18 protein-coding genes are annotated in these 20,915 nt (G+C 70.0%); 10 read left to right on the top strand and 8 right to left on the bottom strand.

Annotated elements, in window-relative coordinates; genetic code table 11:
* The first annotated feature begins 51 nt into the window (after positions 1-51).
* A complete protein-coding gene (locus ACN469_RS34005) occupies positions 52-1,608 on the top strand; it encodes a hypothetical protein (RefSeq protein ID WP_498774856.1) in 1,557 nt (518 codons plus the stop codon).
* A gap of 56 nt (positions 1,609-1,664) precedes the next feature.
* Here the strand turns inward: ACN469_RS34005 and ACN469_RS34000 are convergent, their stop codons facing one another.
* The 3 genes from ACN469_RS34000 to ACN469_RS33990 form a co-directional block, all read right to left on the bottom strand.
* The gene (locus tag ACN469_RS34000; protein ID WP_498774854.1) at positions 1,665-2,915 is read right to left on the bottom strand and encodes a DUF1615 family protein; all 1,251 of its coding nucleotides are present in this window, start codon (positions 2,913-2,915) and stop codon (positions 1,665-1,667) included.
* A 187-nt stretch (positions 2,916-3,102) separates the two neighbouring features.
* Positions 3,103-3,729, bottom strand: coding sequence for a hypothetical protein (locus ACN469_RS33995; protein ID WP_498774852.1), 627 nt, complete (start codon positions 3,727-3,729; stop codon positions 3,103-3,105).
* A gap of 409 nt (positions 3,730-4,138) precedes the next feature.
* The gene (locus ACN469_RS33990; RefSeq protein ID WP_498774850.1) at positions 4,139-4,948 is read right to left on the bottom strand and encodes a hypothetical protein; all 810 of its coding nucleotides are present in this window, start codon (positions 4,946-4,948) and stop codon (positions 4,139-4,141) included.
* A gap of 637 nt (positions 4,949-5,585) precedes the next feature.
* On the opposite strand from ACN469_RS33990, the gene ACN469_RS33985 reads away from it, so the two are divergent.
* Positions 5,586-5,957 (top strand): DUSAM domain-containing protein, encoded by a 372-nt coding sequence (locus ACN469_RS33985; RefSeq protein ID WP_498774848.1) that lies wholly within the window; start codon positions 5,586-5,588, stop codon positions 5,955-5,957.
* Positions 5,958-6,032: 75 nt separating this feature from the next.
* Here ACN469_RS33985 and ACN469_RS33980 read toward each other — a convergent pair whose 3' ends face one another.
* Complete coding sequence (locus ACN469_RS33980) at positions 6,033-7,838, bottom strand: acyl-CoA dehydrogenase (RefSeq protein ID WP_498774846.1); 1,806 nt, start codon at positions 7,836-7,838, stop codon at positions 6,033-6,035.
* A gap of 599 nt (positions 7,839-8,437) precedes the next feature.
* On the opposite strand from ACN469_RS33980, the gene ACN469_RS33975 reads away from it, so the two are divergent.
* Entirely contained in the window at positions 8,438-9,535 is a 1,098-nt protein-coding gene (locus ACN469_RS33975) for a serine hydrolase domain-containing protein (protein ID WP_498774844.1), read from the top strand.
* 17 nt (positions 9,536-9,552) lie between these two features.
* Here the strand turns inward: ACN469_RS33975 and ACN469_RS33970 are convergent, their stop codons facing one another.
* Positions 9,553-10,110, bottom strand: a complete 558-nt coding sequence (locus ACN469_RS33970; protein ID WP_498774842.1) for an ECF-type sigma factor — start codon at positions 10,108-10,110, stop codon at positions 9,553-9,555.
* A gap of 410 nt (positions 10,111-10,520) precedes the next feature.
* Here ACN469_RS33970 and ACN469_RS33965 point away from each other — a divergent pair, with 410 nt between their 5' ends.
* Positions 10,521-12,560: a methyl-accepting chemotaxis protein gene (locus ACN469_RS33965; RefSeq protein WP_498774840.1), complete on the top strand. Its 2,040-nt coding sequence runs from the start codon at positions 10,521-10,523 to the stop codon at positions 12,558-12,560.
* A gap of 13 nt (positions 12,561-12,573) precedes the next feature.
* Here the strand turns inward: ACN469_RS33965 and ACN469_RS33960 are convergent, their stop codons facing one another.
* The 3 genes from ACN469_RS33960 to ACN469_RS33950 form a co-directional block, all read right to left on the bottom strand.
* On the bottom strand, positions 12,574-13,680 hold the full coding sequence (locus tag ACN469_RS33960; RefSeq protein ID WP_498774838.1) for a serine hydrolase domain-containing protein: 1,107 nt from the start codon (positions 13,678-13,680) through the stop codon (positions 12,574-12,576).
* A gap of 75 nt (positions 13,681-13,755) precedes the next feature.
* Entirely contained in the window at positions 13,756-14,049 is a 294-nt protein-coding gene (locus ACN469_RS33955) for a DUF6289 family protein (protein WP_498774836.1), read from the bottom strand.
* Positions 14,050-14,103: 54 nt separating this feature from the next.
* The gene (locus ACN469_RS33950) at positions 14,104-14,403 is read right to left on the bottom strand and encodes a hypothetical protein (RefSeq protein WP_498774834.1); all 300 of its coding nucleotides are present in this window, start codon (positions 14,401-14,403) and stop codon (positions 14,104-14,106) included.
* Between the two features lie 275 nt (positions 14,404-14,678).
* Between ACN469_RS33950 and ACN469_RS33945 the strand changes: the two genes are divergently transcribed.
* The 6 genes from ACN469_RS33945 to ACN469_RS33920 all read left to right on the top strand — a co-directional run bounded on the left by ACN469_RS33945 (position 14,679) and on the right by ACN469_RS33920 (position 20,890).
* A complete protein-coding gene (locus tag ACN469_RS33945) occupies positions 14,679-15,614 on the top strand; it encodes a 4-hydroxyproline epimerase (protein WP_498774832.1) in 936 nt (311 codons plus the stop codon).
* A complete protein-coding gene (locus ACN469_RS33940) occupies positions 15,611-16,747 on the top strand; it encodes an NAD(P)/FAD-dependent oxidoreductase (protein WP_498774830.1) in 1,137 nt (378 codons plus the stop codon). Before ACN469_RS33945 ends, ACN469_RS33940 begins: the two co-directional genes overlap by 4 nt.
* On the top strand, positions 16,740-17,009 hold the full coding sequence (locus tag ACN469_RS33935) for a (2Fe-2S)-binding protein (protein WP_498774828.1): 270 nt from the start codon (positions 16,740-16,742) through the stop codon (positions 17,007-17,009). Before ACN469_RS33940 ends, ACN469_RS33935 begins: the two co-directional genes overlap by 8 nt.
* Before the next feature lie 74 nt (positions 17,010-17,083).
* Positions 17,084-18,361: an FAD-dependent oxidoreductase gene (locus tag ACN469_RS33930; protein ID WP_498774826.1), complete on the top strand. Its 1,278-nt coding sequence runs from the start codon at positions 17,084-17,086 to the stop codon at positions 18,359-18,361.
* Entirely contained in the window at positions 18,358-19,248 is an 891-nt protein-coding gene (locus ACN469_RS33925; RefSeq protein WP_498774824.1) for a dihydrodipicolinate synthase family protein, read from the top strand. Before ACN469_RS33930 ends, ACN469_RS33925 begins: the two co-directional genes overlap by 4 nt.
* Before the next feature lie 67 nt (positions 19,249-19,315).
* On the top strand, positions 19,316-20,890 hold the full coding sequence (locus tag ACN469_RS33920; protein ID WP_498774822.1) for an aldehyde dehydrogenase (NADP(+)): 1,575 nt from the start codon (positions 19,316-19,318) through the stop codon (positions 20,888-20,890).
* Positions 20,891-20,915: the final 25 nt, after the last annotated feature.

Below are 20,915 nucleotides of genomic sequence, written 5' to 3'. Positions count from 1 at the left end.
GCCGTGGTAACGCTCCTGGCGCATCACTTCTCATGCGACCGGGAGTCTCTCATGAAGCCGCTGCGGATATCCGCCCTGCTGGGCACGACGTGTGTCGTGTGGCTTTCGGGGTGTGGAAGTGGAACGTCCTCCGGTGAGAGGGATTCCCAGGCGACGGGCCAGGCGTTGCTCGCCGAGGACACGGTGCTGGTGACGAAGACCACGCGCTTCTACACCTCGGTGGGCATGGCCGAGCGCGCCGAGGACCTGTCGGAGAACCCTCCTGAAATCCATGTGTACGACGGGGCCCGCTTCTCGCGCATCACCGGCTCCTCGGTGCCGGGAGGCTGGCGCTTCACGGGGGTGCCGCGAGGGGAGTACTACCTGCGCGCGGACGCCAGCGCCATGGTCGACATCCTCACGTCCGAGCGTCACGTGGACCTCGGCGTCGGAAGTCGGGGGCGGCTGGATGCCGTCTCCCCGGGAGTCGACGTGTCACCTGCCCACCTCGAGCTGCGAAACCTGTCGCCCTGGGTGCGGTGGACAGGCGACTACCAGCGGGGCTCCACCTTCCAGATGGTCTCCTCGCAGATGGAGCTGACGGGTGCGCTGTTCCCCTCCAACGACCCCCCCGATGGGGCGACCTCCGTCACCGATGACGCGCTGATGGTGAGCGTCACCCCGCGCGGGCTCCCCGTCTTCCAGTCGGACCGCGGGGACCGGCTGTACGTCAACCAGCTCAGTGAGCTCATCGCGAATGGGGCGCCCGATGGGACGCGGGTGGGGTACTCCGCCGTGGACCGCTCCGTGCAATTGGAGCCCTTCGACTTCGTGCCGGACTGGGAGACGCCCATGAGCATCACCGCGGAGCTCCAGCCGCTGGAGCTGCGGGAGGTCACCATCGATTGGCGCCTGTCCGAGCTCGCCCGTCTGGCCGTGGAGGCGCACCCGCGCGCCACGCCCTTCAGCCCCTATTTCGAGGTCCGCCCCGCTCCGCATCGCCCGGCGGATGGCTGGTCTGGCTATGCGGGTGAGCTGCTCTCGATGAGCCTGCCCGACGGGTTGACGACGGACTACACGAGCCGTTTGCGATTCGGCAATCCGTACCCGTCGGACTGGGGCGTGGTCGGTCGGTTGGCCCAGAGCTACGCCCTCGCGACACCCCTGCCGAGCAACCCGGCGCGTTCCGTCAATCTGACAGGGCACTATTTCGCCATCGACGTGCTCGAGAGGTTCCTCTCAGGCCCGGTGGTCCCGAAGCTGTCGCCGCCACGCTCCCTGCGCATCGACCAGAGGCACGCCAGTGAGCTGCACGCGGTGGGCTCGCTCCATCCCGTGATTTCCTGGGCCCCTCCGTCGGTCGGCAAGCCCACGGGCTATGAGGTGAGGGTGATGCGAATCCATCCGCAGGCGGGGAGCATGATGAACAGGGGGTCCATCTACGTGCCCGGCTCGGTCAGGGAGTTGCGGTTGCCGCCCGGCAAGCTGGTGCCGGGGTCTCTCAACTATGTGAGGGTGACCGCCATCGAGGCTCCCCACTGGGACCTGGAGCATGCTCCGCTTCGCACGCTGGAGACGGTGCCGTACCACTCCGCCACCGCCTTCAGTTCCGCCTTCTTCGCGCCGTGAGGCATGACGGCTGAGGGCGTGTCTGGGCCCCGGCGTTCGTCGTGACGCTGGGGCTGTCACTTGGGGCGGGCGGTGTCGCGGGGCGGGGCGGGCGGCTTCGTCAGCGCGCGGTAGCGGCCCTGGCACTTCTGGAAGCGGGCATCCACCGAGCGCGCGAACCACGCCGTGGTTCGCTCTCCCTTCAGCTTGGGACTCTGGAGCGTCACCTGCGGGAGATGGGCGTAGGCGGGAGACTCCCCCGTCTGGTTTGCGTACACGCGCTTCACCGCGCGGAAGGTCTCCGTGGACTCGAAGGCTTCTTCCTTCTCCTTCTTCACGTCGCGACGGACCTGTCGCTCGCTGAGCTCCGGGGCGTGGTCCCGACGGAAGGCGAGCAGTGCCGCCAGGGACTTGCTGTCTTCGGAGCGAGGGTCGCCGTTCTTGTCATAGAGTTGCAGGTCTCCGTCCAGGACGAGTGACACGCGGGTGAGCTGGCTCACCTGGGCCTGGAGCGCGGCGTTGCGCGAGGCGTAGATGCCCGCGTTGTAGTCGGCGAAGCGGAAGAGGGGCTGGGGATAGGCGGCCTCGAAGCCGAGCAGCCGCGCGGTGCCGAAGCGCACGCCTCCCGCGCGCGTGTACAGCGACTCGCGCACCTTCACCGGGTCCGCGTCCTCGCCTTGCTTCTCCACCGCGTACCGGACGCTCACCTGCATGGAGCCCGCGGTGGTGACGGGGTTGAGGTCCTCCAGACGCCGCGAGGAGAACAGGGCGCTGGCCAGGTTCATCGTCGCGAAGGTCGTGGGGTACTCGTCCTCGTAGTACGCGAGCATGTCGCGGAAGAGGCGGTCGAGGTCTCGTTCCGTGCGCACGGTGCGCAGCCTCTCGTCGAAGGTGCGCTTCTGGCCGGCTGTCTTGCCCGCGAGCACCGAGGCCAGCGCCTTGTGGCCCAGCGGGCCCAGCGTGTCCGCGTGCTCCTCCAGTCGCGTGCGGACCATGCGCGACAGGTTCGGGACCGCGGGGTCCGACTGGTAGCCGGACTCCTGCTCGATGGTGGCGAGCACGGCGCACACGGTCGAGGGCGACGGGGGCACGTCCTCCGCCTCCAGTGCGGAGAGGACGTCCCGTGCCCAGCCCTCACGCTCCTTCACGTGGGGCGGGAGGAGCTGGGTGACCTGTTGGACTGTGAGACGCGGAGGTGGCGGCACGGTGGGCTCGGGAGTGCCCACGCCTCGCGGGGTGCACGCGGCGAGAGCGCAGACCAGGGCCCAGGCGACGCGTCCACGTCCGCGCCGCCGCGTTCCGGTTCCACCTGGGCCTGGGTCATCCATCCGCTTTGCCTCCGGGCACGGCTCGAGGTTCCACCGGGGTTCGACGGTGGAACAGCCGGCGCGGCGACTTCGTCCCGCCGCCGTGTTCCTCGACGGCGGGGCAGCGGTGCCATTCAGTCCGCGACTCGGGGCGTCATCCTACCTTGCCCCGGGTGGCGGAGGGAGTGGGTTCCAGGCGGACTTCAACTCAGCGGCGGATGCGCACGTCGCGCGCCACGGAGCGCCCACCCATGAGGACGAAGCGCGCTCGCACAGGCGTGCCCTCCTGGAGCTGGCGCAGTGAGACGCGGCGTCCCTGGCGGACCCCTTGGCTGCGGTCGTCGAGCGTCAGGACGTAGTCACTGCCTTCGCTGTCGCGCACGGTGATGGTGTCCTTGCCCACGCGGGTGACCCTGCCGCTCACGGCGCTGGACGCGATGACCACGTCTTCGAGCGAGCGGTCCGAGGTGTTCTCCGGGAGCGCGGCTTGCGCTGCGCGCGCGGCACCCTTGAACCAGTCTTCATCGTCGCTCGCCTGCACCGCTTCGGTGCCGATCATCACCCTGCCGGCTTTGGGGGCCTGGGCCGCGGCGCTGCCCGTGGCGGTGTTGCCCGCCGGGGTACCGGATGCGGTGGTGCTGGTGCCCTCCGCGCTGCCCGTGGCGGTGTTGCCAGTGTTGTTGCTGGCTGCCGCGTTGCCGGTGCCCGGTGCATTGCCGGTGTTGCCCACCGCCGTGTTGCCTGGAGTCCGTGCGCTGCCCGTGTTCACTGCGTTGCGTTGCGCCGCGGCGGAGTCCCGCGTGGCGTCAGTCTGTCCCGCGACGCCTCCCGCCATGCTCGGCGGCGGTACCTCCTGCTCCGACTGTCCACTCGCGGACCGCGCGCTCGCCACGGGCTCCTGTCCTTGCCGCTCGGCACACCCGGACACCCACGCGCAGAGACCCAACATTCCCACCCACGCCCATCGCCTGCCCATCCAGTCACCTCGCGTTCCCATTCCGCGTTACGTGCCAGGAGAGCTGTGCAAGAGGCGTGCTCCTATCAACCGGGGCGTGGGCCTGAGCGCTCGTGAGGGCTCACCGCGACCGCACCCCACGCGGCCGAGGCGCCTTGGCGCTCGGTTGCCTGCTCGCGAGTCCGGAGGATGGGCGCGAGGTGTTTCCGGAGGAGGTTCGGTCCTTCTCGGCCTCGCGACGTGTCGATGCCAGGCGCGAGGCGCTTCCGGCGTGCGGCCCCCGCGTTACTCAGGCCGACAGCGCACGCGCCACGGCCTTCACATGCGAGCGCACCAGCTCACGCGAGGCCATCAGCTCCGTGGCGTTGGCGGGCGTGTACCCCAGGCACAGCACCACGTCGTCCTCGGGTGCCGCCCGCATGCCCAGCTTCATGTAGTCGAGCATTCGCGGCACCGGCTCACCCTCCGTGTCGCGCGTGAAGCGCCCGAAGACCGCCGCGTTCGGGTCTCTCCGGGGCGCCGTCTCCTTCAGCGCGAACAGCCGCCGCACCGCCGCGAGCACTTCCGGCTTCTCCACCATCCGCTCCGGCCGCGATGGCCCCGCGAGCTCCCACTCCAGCAGCCGCAGGCAGCCGCGCACGAACTCCACGTCGGTGATGACCAGTCCATACAGGTACCAGTCCGCGCACGCGGCCTGCACCAGCTTCGCCTGCGCGTCCGTGAGCCACCCGAAGGACGGACACGTGAAGGTCTCGCACACCGACGAGCGGTAGACGCCGCAGTCGCGCAGGTCCGCGCCGCCCGTCACCTTTGGATGCCCCAGGCACCCCACCTGCTTGCGCTCCCGGTCCAGGAAGCCCAGCAGCGGACACACCCGGACGGCGTTGAACATCGGCGCCGCGCGCCGCGCGTCCACCAGCTCCTTCGCCGCCGCGTGCCACGCCACCGGTTCCATGGGCGCTCGGCGCAGCCGCTCCGTCTGCATGGCGAGCTGCTCCGTCAGCGCGATGCGCGAGTGGTCCTTGAAGTTGTAGAGGCCACAGCAGGCGCCGCACGAGGCGCCTCCACCGGGCTGGCAGAGGTGGAAGGAAACCGTCACAAGGCACATCTTACGAGCACCAACGATTTATGCAGCGGAATCGTAGCGAGCAGGCGAGCAACCGACTCCAGGAGGGCAGGCGAGCAAGCGCCTCGACCTGCTTAGCGATTGGCTGTAGGGCCCGAACGACTGGGATGAACCCAACCAGCGGCTCGCTAGCGGGTCACCCTGCCTGCTCGCACTGAAGAGGGTGGAAACGGGCCACTGAACCGGTATCGCGCCACCCCTCTCCCTATGACAAATGCGCAATCCATCGGCTTTGCCGCGCTCGTCGCCGCGCTCTCCCTGCGATGTGCCACCGCTGGGGGGAGTTGCATGGACAGCGAGACGTGCTGCATCCAGGCCCACCCGGGTAACCCCGCCGCCTGTGGCCTTACGGCTGCGGAGGCGGCCACGCTCATGGCCGCTGGAGCCGCCGGCTCCGGCACGCACACCGGCTCCGACGTGGATGTGAATGACTACATTGAGGACCCGCGCTTGCCCGAGTGGAAGAACCGGTGCATCCAGAACTGGAACGCCTGCACGAACGGCCTGTTCTCCGGCCCCTGCACCGACTGCCTACGCAGATGTGAAGGCCAGCATGACTGGCCCCTTGACATGTGCCGCCCTTCCAAGCCGAAGAAGAGGTGAGGACTGAATGAGCACACCCAACTGGAGCCCATTCCGCGCCCTCGCGCGGCGCGTCCTGCGCGAAGATGCGCGGCTGATGCTCACGAGCGACGTGCGCGCCCTCCTGTTGCGCACCGCCGAGGAAGTCTCCATTCCCGACGCGGAGGCGGCCTTGAGCACCAGTGATGGTGCCCTGGCCTTGCTGCGCGAAGCAGAGCGCCGCATCGGCGAAGGGTCGAACCGCCTGACAGACGCCCTGCACCGGATGTGGAAGCTCCAGCGACAGGGCGACTACGACAGCGCGCGGCAGCAGATGCGCGAAGTGCTGGCCGTCGAAGTCGTCCGCTACTACCGCGAGCTTGCGATGGAGCAGCTTGACGGCATGGCCGACGAGCCGTGACGCCCAGGGCGGGGGCCGTGCTGGCGCCGCGCCCTGGCCATCACCGGGAACTCCGCCAGCCCAATGACAGTGGGCTCAGAACCACTCGGGCTTCATCCGCGCGTAGGAGTCCTCGCCGGTGTGGCACAGCTGAATCAGCAGCGGGATGCGCGGCAGCTCCACGGCGAACCAGTACTGCGCGGCGGCGAGCTTGCCCTCGTAGAAGTCCGCGTCGCCCGAGCCGCGTGCCAGCCCCTCCTTCGCGGCGGCAGCCTGCTCCAGCCAGCGCCACGCCACCGCGAGCACGCTGAACAGGTCCAGGAAGTCCGCGCTGTGGCGCAGCATCAGCTCCACCTCACCCGCCGCGCCCCGCGCCCCCAGCTCCGAGACGAGCTCCGCCACCTCGCCCGTGGTGCGCTCCAGCGCTTCACCCCACGCGGGGTCCACGCCCGCCTTCCGCGCGCGCTCCACCGTGCGGCCCACCTCGTCCGCGAAGGTCGCCAGCGCCGCGCCACCACCGGCCACCACCTTGCGACCCAGCAGGTCGAGCCCCTGGATGCCCGTGGTGCCCTCGTGGATGCTGTTGAGCTTCTGGTCTCTCAGCCACGCCTCCGGCAGGTACTCGCTGGAGTAGCCGTAGCCGCCGTGCACCTGCACCGCGAGCGCGTTGGCCTCGAAGCCGCGCTCCGCGGGGAAGGTCTTCGCCACCGGCGTCAACAAATCCACGAGCAGCCCCGCGCGCTGTCGCGTGTCCTCGTCCGTGGCATGCGACGCGAGGTCCGCCTGGTACGCCGCCGTCACCAGCAACGACAGGCCGCCTTCGACAATCGCCTTCTGGCGCAACAGCATGCGCCGCACGTCCGCGTGCTCGATGATGGGGTGCTGCGGGCGCGTGGCGTCCTTGGTCCCCACGGGTCGGCCCTGGGGACGCTCGCGCGCGTAGGCCACGGCCTCGTGGTACGCCACCGACGCGGTGGCCACGCCGTTGAGGCCCACCATGATGCGCGCCTCGTTCATCATCTGGAACATGCACGCCAGCCCGCGCCCGGGCTGCCCCACCATCCACCCCCGGCAGTCGCCTGACTCGCCGTAGTTGAGGACGAGGCTGGGGATGCCCTTCCAGCCAATCTTGTGGATGACGCCGGCCACGCGGACGTCGTTGTCCACCAGCGCATCACCCTCGCGCCGCCGCGCCGGCACCGCGAACAAGGAGATTCCGCGCGTGCCGCTCTCCACGCCCTCCGTGCGCGCCAGCGTGAGGTGCACGATGTTCTCGGTGAAGTCCTGGTCCCCACCGCTGATGAAAATCTTGGAGCCCTGGAGGCGCCACGTCCCATCCGCCGCCAGCGTCGCGCGCGTCCGCACGTCCGCGAGGCTGCTGCCGGCCTGCGGCTCGGTGAGGGCCATGGTGCCCGTCCACTCGCCCCGGTAGAGCGGCTCCATGAAGGCCGCCTTCACCTCCGGCGTGCCGAAGGCCTCCAGCAGGTGCGCGGCGCCGTGCGTCAGGCCCAGGTAGGCATACGCGCTCAGGTTGGCCGCCATGAGATAGGCGCTGGCGAGCGCGTGGACGGTGAGCGGGAGCTGCTGGCCTCCGACGTCCGGAGGTCGGGTGGCGGTGAGCATCCCCAGCTCCACCAGGCGCGGGTACAGCTCGCGCATCAGTGGATGGACGTGGACGCGGCCCTTGTCGAAGGTGGGCGGCTCCACATCGAACGTCCGATAGGTGGGGTAGAGCACCTCGCGCGCGAAGCGCCGGGCGCTGTCCAGCAGCAGGCCGAAGGTCTCTCGGGAGTGCTCCGCGAAGTCGGGCAGCTCGCACAGGGTGGCGACCCGCACCACCTCGTCGAGTTGGAAGTCCACGTCGCGGTCCGACAACAACGGATTGGGGCGGGGCGCGGTCATCCCCCGGTTGTTAGCAGGAGCGTTACCAGGAGGCGATGGCGTCTTCGAAGTCGACCGCCTCTTCGTCCCACGACTCGTCCACCGGGTCCGCGTGCGTTCGCAGAGCGGAACGCCGCCAGCGCTTTCCCGGTCCACGCGGCGACTGGTGTCGCTCGCCCAAGGCTTCCAACATGGCGAAGGTCATCGTCTCGGCTCCCAGTGTCCTGCCCCCATGGGGCCGCCGCAGCCGCCCCAGGATTCGTCGTCTCCGAGGTCCCTCGGCCCAGACCGAGGAAGATGTGCTCCACATGACAGGCTCCTGCTCCCTGGAGGCATCCGTTTCAGCTTGTACGTCTGGAGGCTGAAGTTGGGTCTGGACCTAGGTCCATGCCATGTGGGGAGGGCTCGCCCCCTCGCCGTCCGTATGCAGGGCGACGGATGGAGCGAGCGATTGTCTGCTCGTCTGCCATGACGGCCAGGTCTCTCATCGGGCGGTCCTCAACTTCTCGCGGGATGTTTTACGCGGTGCGGCGTCGGGCCCTGGCTGCGCACGCGCGTGACGGCGGCGCGTTCTCGTCCATCATCCCCGCATGATCCGCCCCGCGCTCGGAGCCGTCCTCGTGCCCGTCCTCTCGCTCCTCGTCGGCTGTGCCGGCGCCACGTCGAACGTCCGGCGCCCTCAGGAGGTGGATGCGCTCTTCGCGGACTACGACGCGCCCGAGCGGCCAGGGGCCAGCGTCGTCGTGCTCCATGAGGGAAAGGTCGTGCTCAGTCGTGCCTATGGACTGGCCGACGTGGGGACACGGACGAAGGCCACGACGGAGAGCCACTACCGGTTGGCCTCGCTCAGCAAGCAGTTCACCGCGATGGCCGTCCTGCTGCTGGTGGAGGAGGGCGGGCTCCGGTTGGAGGACCGCGTGGTGGACGTGCTCCCCGGGTTGCCTGCGTACCTGGGCGAGGTCCGGCTCCACCACCTGCTCCAGCACACCTCCGGCATCTGGGACTACGAGGCGTTCGTCCCGGCCACGCAGACCGAGCAGGTGAAGGACCGCGACGTGCTCGCGCTGCTCGCGCGCGCGGACCGCACGTACTTCCCGCCGGGGAGCGCGGTGCGCTACAGCAACTCCGCCTACGCGGTGCTCTCGCTCGTCGTGGAGCACGTGAGCGGCATGCCCTTCGCCCGCTTCCTGCGCGAGCGCGTCTTCACGCCTGGCGGCATGGCCTCGGCCGTCGCCCACGAGGAGGGCGTGTCCACCGTGCCCCAGCGCGCCTACGGCCATGCGAGCCGCGAGGAAGGCTTCGTGCCCAGGGACCAGAGCAACACCAGCGCGGTGCTGGGCGATGGCGGCATCTACGCCTCCGTCGTGGACCTGGCCGCGTGGGATGTCGCGCTGGACGCCGACACGCTGGTGGACGCGAAGGCGCGGGCGCGCGCGTGGACGCCGGTGAAGCTCCCGGACGGCGCCTCCGGACGTTATGGCTTTGGCTGGTTCGTCGACGAGGACCAGGGCCGCACGCGCATGTCACACCACGGCGAGACGTGTGGCTTCACCAACGCCATCGTGAAGTATCCGGACCAGCGCCTCACCGTCATCGTCCTGACGAACCGCGCGGGCGGCGCGCCGTGGACGCTCGCGCAGCACGTCGCCGATTCCTGGCTGGGGACGCCTGTCACGCCGCGTCCCTGGCCCTTCGAGAGCATGGCCAACGCGCACTGAAACAGCGCGGGCGAGCCTCAGTGGCTCAGCCGCTCCGTCAACCAGACACGCGCGTAGGCCCAGTCTCGTTTCATCGTGGCATGCGACACACCCAGCGCCGTCGCCGTCTCGTGGAGGCTCAGACCCGCGAAGTAGCGCAGCTCCACCAGCCGGGCGAGCCGGGGCTGGAAGGTCTCCAGCTCCGACAAGGCCCCCTCCAACTGGAGGACCTCCAGGTCGGGGCCCGGGTTCTCCACGTCCAGGTGGCGGATGCTCACCCACTCCCGCCGCGCGTCGCGCCGCTGATGGAGCTGGGCGCGGGCCCGGTCCACCAGCACCCGCCGCAGCGCCTGGACGGCGAGCCCGAAGAAGTGGCGACGGTCCTCGGGTTGGAGCGCGTCCGTCCCGAACAGCCGCGTCCAGGCATCCTGGAGCAGCACGGTGGGCTGTAGGGGATTGTGGGGAGTCACCTCGGGCTGGACCGCGCGGGCCATCCGCCGCAGCTCCCGATAGGTCGCCGCCGTCAGCGCGTCCCTCGCGCCCAGGTCTCCCTCGCGTGCTCCCTCCAACAAGACCGCCAGCTCCGTCGTGCTCATGGTGTCCCCCGCGGCCCGGCTCGGGCCGCCCCACGGACGCTTTCTCCGCGTTCCCTCTTAACGACGGACTCGTCGGAAATCCTTGAGAGGTCGGTAAATGACCCTCACGGGGAAACCATCGCCCGGTTTCCGGGAAAAGAGGTGGACGTCCGCGAAGCGGGCCCGGGGGAACAGGGACGTCGCGAGCGCTCGGCGGCACGCGCGATTCGATACATCCCGTTTGAAACATCGACGCGAAACAGGAACACGCGCTGGGTAGACAGGCGGGGCGGGGGGGACCCGTTTACATTCGTATCAAAGAAGCCCGAGCATCATGTTCATCCATGAGTCTGCTCCGCTGTTCGGGTCGCGCGTCGATGGGTTGTTTCGTCTCGGGTGTTTCATCGGGGGTCTTCACCTGGCTTCTCCTCATGGTGCTCGTGCTCGCTCCTTCGGCGCGGGCGGCGGGCTCGGGCGATGGAAGCGTGGTGTTGGAGAGCGGGTGGCGCTATCGCTGGGGTGACTCGCCGATGGGGCCGGATGGCGTGCCCACGTGGGTGCATGAGGCGGACCGGGAGGACTGGCTGCCGATGCTTGCCGCGCACGAGCCGCCGGGGCGCGCGTCCAACGACTTCCTGTGGGTGAGCATCCCCGTGCCGCAAGGCACGTGGGGGGAGCCCGCGCTCTTCCTGGCTACCGTGGCCAACGCGTTCGAGGTCTACGCCAGTGGCCGCCGCATCTACGTGAATGGGACGCTGCGTCCCTCGGGCGTCGAGTCGGTGGAGGCCATGGCGTGGAGCCTGGTGCCGCTGCCTCCCTCGGTCATCGGCTCGCGGGTGTTGCTGCGCATCCAGAGCAACGGGCCCATCATCGGCGTGGGCCAGGAGGCCCGGGTGGGGCCTCGGTACGCGCTGGCCGCCGGGGCGATGCGCGAGGGGCTGGCGCCCTTCATCATGGGCGTGCTGCTGCTCGTGGTCGCGAGTGTCTCAGTGGTGGCGGCGCTGGTGCGACGACAGCAGCGGATGCTGGTGGCGCTCACCGTCTTCTCCAGCGGCTCGGGCGTGCTGCTGCTGGGCTCCAGCGGGCTGTTGATGTCCCTGTGGGACGCGAAGCTGCTGACCAGCCAGCTCACGTTGCTGGGCGCGTACACCCTCCTGCCGGGCCTGGGGTGGTTCATCTCCGACAGCATCCTGGAGGGCAAGCTGCGCTGGTTCCGCTGGGGCGTGGTCGTGCTCTCCGTGCCCGCCGCGATTCAGAGCGTGCTGCTGTTCGTGGACCTGGGGCTGGTGTACCGGAACCTCTCGTACTTCACCTTCTATTCGCTGCCCTGCTTGTTCGTGTGCCTCATCGTCGCGGTCAGGGCCGCGTGGCGAGGCAACTCCGATGCGCGCATCTTCGTCGTGGGCCTGGGCGTGCTCACCTTCGTGTGCGTGCTCAGCACGTTGCCCGTGCTCGGGGTGATGGAGCAGTCAGGCTCGCAGATGCACTGGGGCTTCGTGGCGCTCACGGTGTCGCTGGTGTGCATCGTCGCGCGACGCTCCACGCTGGTGGTGCGCTCGCTGGAGTCCCACACGCGCCAACTGGAGGCGCGCCGCAAGGACGTGCGGGAGCTGGCTGAGGGCATGGGCACCGGCGCCGGAGAGCTGGCGACGGTGGTGCAGCAGCTGCGCACGTCCAGCGACGAGCAGACGGTGGGCATCGGCCGTCAGGCGACGGCGCTCAAGGAGCTGGAGCAGACGGTGCAGGAAATCCGTCAGGGCTCGCTGGTGACGGCGGACAAGACGCGGCTGTTGGCCAACTCCATCGTCATCGCGGAGGAGGCGGGCCGCGACGGTGGCGCGGCCATCGAGCGGACGCTGAACAACCTGGAGGCCATCCGCGCGGAGGTGTCGGAGATGGCCCGGCGCATCCTCGCGCTGGATGCGCGCACGCGAGAGATTTCCGGCATCGTCGACACGGTGAAGGGGCTGGCGGACCAGTCCAACATGCTGGCCGTCAACGCCGCGATTGAAGCGGCGCGCAGCGGTGAGCACGGCCGGGGCTTCGCCGTGGTGTCGCGCGAGGTCCGCAGCCTCGCGGACCAGTCCATCCTCGCCACGCAGCGCATCCGCGAGGTGCTGGAGGGCGTGAACACCAGCATGCGCGAGGCCGCGAAGATGAGCGAGCAGGGCGAGCAGCGGGTGAGGGTGAGCCTGGACGCGGTGCGCATCTCAGGCTCTCAGCTCCAGAAGCTGGCGGGCATCATCGGAGAGACGAGCGGCAGCGTGCGGCAGATCTCCATGGCCGTGTCCCAGCAGGACGCGGGCACGTCCCAGATTGCCGTGGCCATCCAGGACCTGTCCGGACAGATGCAGCAGACCCTGCGCGTCGTGGAGGAGACGCAGAAGGTGGCGCGCTCGGTGCAAACGCTGGCGGAGACCATGTCCGGCTCGGCCCGGAAGGCGGTCGAGTCGGGCTCGCTGGGCGCGTGAGGCGCGCCGTGGGTCAGGGAGACAGGGCGTCGCGGATGAGCGGCGCCAGGTCTCGTTCGAGCGTCACGCTGAAGCTGGCGACGCCGCCCTCGCCCGCGGTGGTGTTCAGCTCCATGCCCAGAATCGCGTAGTAGCCGCTGTCGCGGTCCAGCCAGGGCGTGAAGCCGAACGCGCCCGGGGAGCTGAGGCGCGTGCAGCCGAGCGCGGGCGTCAGGCACTCCAGCCACGCGGTGAGGCCATAGTGGAAGGGCAGGCCGAGCGCCGCCATGGGCGAGTTGCCGATGACGACGTTGGGGTACGGCTCGCGCGCCTGGGCGTCGAAGAGGGCGGGAGTGCCAATCGTCAGCGTCGGCGTCTGGCCCTTGTGGAAGGCGAGTGAGAGGAAGTCGGCGTACTCGGACATGGTGACGCGCAGGCCACCGGCGATGAGCGGGTTCTGCGTGCCGAGGCCCTGGCGCGGCAGCGTGTAGTAGGTGGCGGCCGTGGACTGGCCCAGCGGCGCGCGGAGGATGTCACTGAAGAGGGTGTTCCACGTCTTGCCCGTGACGACCTCCGCCATGCGCGCGGCCACGTGCAGGTGCGTGCTGCCGTAGTCGAAGCGCGTCCCCGGCGCGGCGACGGGCGCCAGCGTGGAGAGCGTATTCACACACGTGGCCAGGGTGATGCCCGGCGTGGTGGTGCAGGCGTGGTCCCTCACCATGCCGGAGGTGAAAGACAGCAGGTGCCGCAGGGTGATGCTGGCCTTGGGCCCCGTCCAGCCGAGCACCGTGCCCGTCGTCGAGTCCAGGCCGAGCTGCCCTCGCTTGATGAGCTCGAGCAGCACCATCCCGGAGACCATCTTGGAGGCCGAGGCTACCGCCACGCGCTGGGTGGGCGTGAAGGTGCCGACCATGTGCTGGAAGACGAGGGTGTCGTTGCTGTCGAACACCATCAGCCCCAGGTCCGGGACGCCCTCGGCCGCGGCCCGCTGGACGAGCAGCGCGCGCACGGCCGCCCAGCCCGCGAGCTGGGAGTCCTGCTCGGTGACCGTGGCGGTGGAGGGTGCCGATTCCTCCGGCGGGGTGGAGGGACCACAGGCGCACAGCCAGCAGGACAGCAGACACACGTAGAGATTTCGCATGGCCTGCCTGAACACGAGACCCCCGCGAAAGTCGCGGAGGTCTCTTTTTCGACGAGCGCGGCCGTGTGGCTCGGCTCAGGGCTGGGGCTGCCCCGGGCAGACGCCGCTCCAGTACCCGACATACGGCGTCGAGGTGTCACCCCAGGTGGAGATGGTGCCTCGGCACTTGCAGATGATTCCGCCCACCTGCTCGAAGTGGGAGGCATCGCTGTAGAAGTTGTATTCCCACAGCATCGTTCCATCGCAGGGGTCGAGCGCGCTCACCTGACTGCCGTCGGGTGCCTGCTCCTGCTCCGCCTCCGTGGTGACGCCGCAACCCGAGAGGACTCCGACCGCCAGCAGGGCTCCGATGTGGTGACGCAGCTTCATGTCGCGCTCCATGAGTGGGGGATGGATGCCACTGCATGGCGACAGTAATTCAAGTCAGGGGTCGACAGGGGCGGGGCAGAGGGGGAAGTGGGCGCCGCACGCGAAGCGCTGGGTGCAGTAGCCGCCCGCCTCCGTGGGCCAGGCGTAGGCCGTCCCGTAGGGGGCGCCCGGAGGACAGTCCAAGGAGTGCGTGCTGACGTGGCACCATTCGGCCGGGTCGCAGGTCCAGGCGCCGGAGAGGGACTGACCGACAGCGGACGGTGCTTCCTCCGAGAGCTGGGACTCCGTGCCTCCACCACAACCAGTCAGCAGCAAGGCCACCACGACGGCTCCGCTCCACGTCTGACGATTCATTGCACGCTCCCAGGGTTGAGGGAGCGTGAGTTCACTGCCAGTGGCGGCCGTCGCCAAGGAGAATCGAAGGGGTCGGCGGTTCTGGCCGGGCGCGTCACCTCGCGCACGGGTGGTTTCCTCCGTGGGCACGCCTGTTCCGGGTGGGGGCTCCGAGGGCGCCTGCTCGCTGGGGCATTTGCGTGATTGCCTCGCGAGTGTGGTCGAATCTCCCAAGAAACAGCGCCTCGGGACTTCTAGGGTGGCTCATGGAGGCCCGGGTAGAGGGAGCGGTCCGCATGCGGCGCATTCGTGTCATCGACAGTCATACGGGCGGTGAGCCCACGCGCGTGGTGATTGACGGAGGACCCGAGCTGGGGACGGGCGACGTGGCGAGCCAGCGCGAGCGCTTCCGCGAGAAGTTCGACGCCTTCCGCAAGGCCATCGTCTGCGAGCCCCGTGGCTCCGACGTCATGGTGGGGGCGCTGTTGTGTCCGCCCGTCCATGCGTCGAGCGTCGCCGGCATCATCTTCTTCAACAACGTCGGCTATCTCGGGATGTGTGGCCACGGGACCATCGGCGTGGTGAAGACGCTGGAGTACCTGGGCCGCATCGGTCCTGGTGTCCACTCGCTGGAGACGCCCGTGGGCGTGGTGAAGGCCACGCTGCATCCGGATGGCAGCGTCAGCATCGCCAACGTGCCGAGCTACCGACTGGCGCATGACGTGGCCGTGTCGGTGCCGGGGCATGGGGAGGTTCGCGGCGATATCGCCTGGGGCGGCAACTGGTTCTTCCTGGCTCGTGCGACGAACCCGCCGCTGGAGCTGGCGCGGGTCCCCTCGCTCCTCGCGTACACGTCCGCGCTCAAGCAGGCGCTCGTGGACCAGGGCATCACCGGCGCGGAGGGCGCTGAGATTGACCACGTGGAGCTGTATGCGCCGTCGCCGACGCCGGGGGTGAATGCTCGCAACTTCGTGCTGTGCCCCGGGCTGGCCTATGACCGGTCTCCGTGCGGCACCGGGACGAGCGCGAAGGTCGCGTGTCTCGCCGCCGAGGGTGCGCTGGCGGAGGGGGCGACGTGGGTGCAGGAGAGCATCATCGGCAGTCGCTTCGAGGCGCGCTACGTCCGCGACGGGGACCGCGTCCTTCCCACCATTACCGGCACCGCGTCCGTCAACGCGGAGGCGACGCTGCTGGTGGACCCGACGGACCCGTTCGCCTGGGGCATCGGATGAGCGCCTTCGACTGCGTCATCGTCGGCGGTGGCATCGTCGGCGCGGCGCTCGCGGATGTGCTCAGCGCGGAAGGGGTGTCGGTGGCGCTCGTGGAGGCGCGCTCCATTGGCACGGGGACCACCGCGTGCGGCATGGGGCACCTGGTGGCCATGGACGACAACGCGGCGGAGCTGGCGCTGACGGCGTGGTCCGTGGCGCTGTGGCGGGAGCTGGCGGACGGACTGCCTCGCACCGTGGAGTACGACGCTTGCGGCACGCTGTGGCTCGCCGCTGATGACGAGGAGATGGCCGCGGTCTCCGCGAAGGTCGCCAACTACCGCGCCGCGGGTGTGCGCGCGGAGGTGCTCGACAGCGCGGCGCTGTATGAGGCCGAGCCGGCTCTGGCTCCGGGGCTCGTCGGGGCGCTGCGTGTGCCGGAGGATGCCGTGCTCTATCCGCCGCTCGCCGCGCGGACCTTCGCGCTGCGTGCTCAGGCTCGTGGCGCGCGGTTGATGACGGGCTGTCCGGTTCAGGAGCTGCGCCCGGGCGGGGTCATGCTCGCGAATGGCGAGGTGCTGGCGGCGCGGCACATCGTGCTCGCGGCGGGGGTGGCGAGTCCCTTGCTATGTCCTGGGCTGCCCATCTCTCCGCGCAAGGGACACCTGCTCATCACCCGGCGCGGTGCTCCGGTGGTGCACCACCAGTTGGTGGAGCTGGGCTATCTCAAGAGCGCACACGGGACGGATGGGGCCTCCGTGGCCTTCAACGCGCAGCCTCGCGTCACGGGACAGTTGCTGCTGGGCTCGTCGCGGCAGCCAGGGGATGGGACTCGCGAGGTGGATGCGGCGCTGTTGGAGCGCATGTTGAAGCGCGCGGCCATGTTCCTTCCCGGGCTCGATGGGTTGCAGGCGCTGCGCGTGTGGACGGGGCTGCGTCCGGCGACACCGGATGGACTGCCCCTGCTGGGGCCACATCCGGACAAGCCGTGGCTCTGGCTGGCGTGTGGCCATGAGGGGCTCGGCATCACCACCGCCACGGGCAGCGCGCGACTGGTGGCGGACCAGTTGCTCGGGCGTGCGAGTGTCATTGATGCGCGTCCGTATTCACCCGCGCGCTTCCTGACGCCGGCGGGTCATGGGGTCGCTCATGCGTGAGCCCGCGCTGAAGAACGCCTCAGTGGTGACCCTGCGCATCAACGGACGTGCGGTCACCGTTCCGGTGGGGACGTCGGTCGCGGCCGCGCTGGCGATGACGGACAGCTTCGTCAGTCGCGCGGACCTGAGCGGACGGCCCCGTGGGCCCCTGTGCGGAATGGGCGTCTGCTTCGAGTGCCGCGCCACCATCGACGGTGTGCCCGAGGTCCTCATGTGTCTGACGCCGTGCCGCGAGGACCAGGAGGTGGTGACTGATGCGTGAGCGCCGCGACCTCTCTGTCCGTGCCGGACTCCAACGGCTCGTCGCGGCTTGCCGCACGGCCGAGGTGTGCTCCCATGCGTGAGGTCTGTGACCTCGTGGTCATCGGCGCAGGTCCAGGTGGGCTCGCCGCCGCGTGTCGCGCGGCCGAGGCGGGGCTGGATGTGCTCGTCCTCGATGCGCAGCCGGAGCCCGGTGGTCAGGTCTGGCGAGGCGAGGCTCGAAAGGGCTCGAATCGACTCGCGCGTCGCTGGCTCACCCGGTTCTCCGCGTCGGGCGCGCGCTTTCGTCCGGGCGCTCGGGTCGTCGCGGCGCCCGAGCCGGGCGTGCTCCTGGTCGAAGAAGGCCCGTCCTCGTTCGCGGTGCGCTACGGCCGCGCGGTGCTCGCCACTGGCGCGCGTGAGCGCTTCCTTCCGTTCCCCGGTTGGACACTGCCCGGAGTGCTGGGCGTCAGTGGACTCCAGGTGCTCGTGAAGGACGGCCTCCCCATTCGGGGCAAGCGCGTGGTGCTCGCGGGCACGGGCCCGCTGTTGCTCGCCGCCGCCGCGACGATTCACTCCTACGGTGGCGAGGTCCTCTACATCGCCGAGCAGGCCTCCGCCGCGAGTCACTGGGGCTTCGCGCTCCAGCTCTGGCGTCATCCGTCCAAGCTGCTCCAGGGCGCCTTGATGGCGACGAAGCTCGTCAGCGTGCCCACGTCCACGGACGCCTGGGTCACCGCCGCCGAAGGCGAGGGCCGCTTGGAGGCGGTCCGCCTGTCCGTTCGCGGTCGCGAAGAACACCTGCGATGCGACTACCTGGGCGCGGCCTACGGGTTGGTACCCAACCTGGAAGTGGCGCGGCTGCTGGGCTGTGAGACCGCGTCTGGCGCGGTGGTCGTCGACGACCGCTTGCGGACTCGCGTTCCCAAGGTCCACGCCGTGGGTGAGCTGCTCGGCATCGGTGGCGTGGACCAGGCGCTCGTCACAGGAGAGCTGGCCGGACTCGTCGCCGCCGAGCAGCCCATTCCCCTCGAGCTGGAGCGCTCCTGGCACCGCGTGCGGACCTTCGCCGCCCGGCTCGCGATGCACGACGCGCCGCGCGCGGAGCTGCGCCGATTGGCCACGCCGGACACGCTGCTGTGTCGCTGCGAGGACGTGCCCATGTCCGCGCTGGAGGGCTGTCAGAACCTGCGCGAGGCACGGCTGTACGCACGGCTGGGCATGGGCGCCTGTCAGGGCCGCACCTGCGGCACCGCGGCGCAGACCCTCTTCGGCTGGGAGGGCGAAGACGTGCGCCCACCGTGCCTCCCCGCGCGCATCGGCAGCCTGCGCCTTCCCTCGGACGTTTCCTCTACCCACACGAGAGAGTCATGAGCCTCTGGACTGGTGTCCTCCCCGCCATCACCACCCCCTTCAACACGGACCTGTCCGTCGACCACGGTACGGTGCGCTCGCACGTGCGCTGGCTGGTGTCGCAGGGCTGCACCGGCATCATCCCCTGCGGCTCCCTGGGCGAGGGCGCGACGCTGAGCCTGGAGGAGAAGGCCGCGGTGATGCGCACCGTCGTGGACGCGGTGAAGGTGCCCGTCATCCCGGGCATCGCCGCGCTGTCCACCGCGGAGGCCGTGCGGCTGGCTCGCGCCGCCGAGGAGGCGGGCTGCGCGGGGCTCATGGTGCTGCCCCCGTATGTCTATTCCAGCGACTGGCGCGAGATGAAGACGCACATGTCCGCCGTCCTTCGCGCCACCAAGCTGCCGTGCCTGCTCTACAACAACCCCGTCGCCTACAAGACGGACTTCACCCCCGCCCACCTCGCGGAGCTGGCCGCCGAGCACGACAATGCGGTCGCCGTGAAGGAGTCCTCCACCGATGCCCGTCGCGTCACCGCCATTCGCGCGCTCCTGGGAGACCGGCTGGCCCTGGGCGTCGGCGTGGATGACTGCCTCGTCGAGGGCGTCGACGCGGGCGCGCGCTTCTGGGTGGCCGGACTCGTCAACGCCTTCCCCGCCGAGTCCGTGCGGCTGCTCGAGCTGGCGCTCGCCGGAAAGAAGCAGGCCGCCTTCGAGCTGTACCGATGGTTCCTGCCGCTGTTGCGCCTGGACACCGTCACCAAGTTCGTCCAGCTCATCAAGCTGGTGCAGCAGGAGGTCGGCTGGGGCCACGAGCGGGTGCGCGGGCCTCGGCTGGAGCTGGCGGGAGCCGAGCGCGAGGAGTGCCTGCGCGTCCTGCGCGAGGCCCTGGCGAATCGTCCCGCCCTGTAGCGTGATGTGAAGTCTCTCGTATCGAAGCTGGAGGGGCGCCGCGCCCCTCCCGAAGTGAGGTCGTCGCATGAGCTGGATGGGACTGTCGTTGATTGGCGCCGAACGCGGCGAGCCCGGTGGGCCGACGTTCACCGGTTGGAATCCGGCCGAGGGCGTGGCGCTGGAGCCTCGCTTCCACGGCGCGCGGCCCCAGGAGGTGGAGCGCGCCTGCGTGCTCGCGGAGCAGGCCGCGCCCTCGCTCGCGGCCCTGTCCTCGCGCCAGCGCGCCGTCTTCCTGGAGCACATCGCGGAGGCGCTCCTCGCGGCGGAGGCGGACTTCCTCGCCGTGACGCCGAAGGAGACCGGCCTGCCTCCCGCGCGCATCCAGGGAGAGCTGGGCCGCGCGGCCGGACAGTTCCGTCAGTTCGCCCGGCTGCTGGAAGAGGGGAGCTGGGTGGATGCGCGCATCGACCGGGCCCTTCCCGAGCGCCGTCCGTTGCCCCGTCCGGACCTGCGCTCCCTGCTGCGTCCCGTGGGGCCGGTGGCCGTGTTCGGCGCGAGCAACTTCCCGCTCGCGTTCTCCGTCGCGGGAGGTGACACCGCGTCCGCGCTGGCCGCGGGCTGTCCCGTCGTCGCCAAGGCCCATCCCGCGCACCCCGCGACGTCCGAGCGCGCGGGGCTCGCCATCCGCGCGGCCGTGGCGGCGTGTGGACTGCACGAAGGCGTGTTCTCGCTCCTGTTCGACGCGGGCACCGAGGTGGGCGCGTCGCTGGTGCGTCACCCCGCCATCCGCGCCGTCGGCTTCACGGGCTCTCGCGGTGGAGGGCGCGCGCTGATGGCGCTGGCCGCCGCCCGGTCCGTTCCCATTCCCGTGTTCGCGGAGATGGGCTCCATCAACCCCATCTTCCTCCTGCCGGAAGCCCTGGCCGCCCGTCCGCAGGCGATGGCGGATGCGTTGGCCGCGTCCATCCTCCAGGGCGCGGGCCAGTTCTGCACCTCGCCCGGACTGCTCGTGGCGGTGGAGGGGCCGGGGTACGAGGCCTTCCGCACACGGCTCGCCGAGAAGCTGGGAGCCGCACCGGCCGCGCCCATGTTGACGCCCGCCATCGCCGAGCGCTTCCGCGAAGGCGTGAGCCGGCTCGCCGCCCGCGCGGACACGAAGACTCGTGCACGCGGCGAGTCGAAGGCCGCGCTCGGTGCGCCCGCGCTCTTCGAGGCGGAGGCGCAAGTCGTGCTCGCTCAGGGTGAACTCACGGAAGAGGTGTTCGGCAGCTGCGCGGTGCTGACCGTGGCGCGTGACGCGGCGGAGTTGGTGCGCGTGGCCTCACGGCTGGAAGGCCAGCTCACCGCCACGGTGATGATGGACCCGGGTGACACGGAGCTGGCCTCCGAGCTGCTCCCCACGTTGTCGGACCGCGTGGGGCGCGTGCTGATGAACGGTGTCCCCACGGGCGTGGAGGTCTGTCCGGCGATGGTGCATGGCGGTCCCTTTCCCGCCAGCTCGGATGGGCGCTTCACCGCCGTGGGCACGGGAGCCATCCGCCGCTTCGTGCGCCCGGTCTGCTTCCAGGACGTGCCGGACGTGCTGCTCCCGCCAGAGCTTCGCGAGGCGAACCCGCTGGGCCTGTGGCGCACGGTGGAGGGTGTGCTGAAGCGGGAGTGACTCCCAGGTGGCCCCGCCTCCACCC

It is taken from the genome of Corallococcus terminator (assembly GCF_049194865.1).
GTDB lineage: Bacteria > Myxococcota > Myxococcia > Myxococcales > Myxococcaceae > Myxococcus > Myxococcus terminator_A.
Note: the sequence above shows the minus strand (reverse complement) of the source record. Positions and strands in the feature narration are given on the sequence as shown.